This is a genomic window from Chromohalobacter sp. HP20-39, assembly GCF_033052815.1.
Classification (GTDB): domain Bacteria; phylum Pseudomonadota; class Gammaproteobacteria; order Pseudomonadales; family Halomonadaceae; genus Chromohalobacter.
Map to the genome: position 1 here is coordinate 1 of NZ_JAWHTP010000408.1, position 317 is coordinate 317.

At 62.5% G+C, this 317-nt stretch carries 1 protein-coding gene; it reads left to right on the top strand.

The genetic code is table 11. From position 1 onward, the window contains the following. Positions 1–317, top strand: a 317-nt coding sequence (locus tag RVY79_RS18575) for an ABC transporter substrate-binding protein (RefSeq protein ID WP_317466019.1), incomplete at both ends; no start/stop codon positions are given.

Consider the following 317-nt stretch of genomic DNA (forward strand, 5'->3'; position numbering starts at 1 on the left):
GTGGTGGACAACAACACGCGCGCCACCGTTATGCAGACGGGCGAAGCGGATTTCGCGTTCAGTATTCCGTTTGAGCAGGCCGCAGTGCTCAAAGCCAGCCCGAAGGTGGACCTGATCGCGGCGCCTTCGATCATCCAGCGCTACATCACGTTCAACACGCGCGTGAAGCCGTTCGACAACCCGAAGGTGCGCCAGGCGATCAACTACGCCATCAACAAGGATGCGCTGACCAAGGTAGCGTTCTCGGGCTACGCCGTGCCGCAGGATGGTGTGGTGCCGCAAGGCGTCGACTACGCCACCAAGCTGGGCCCGTGGCC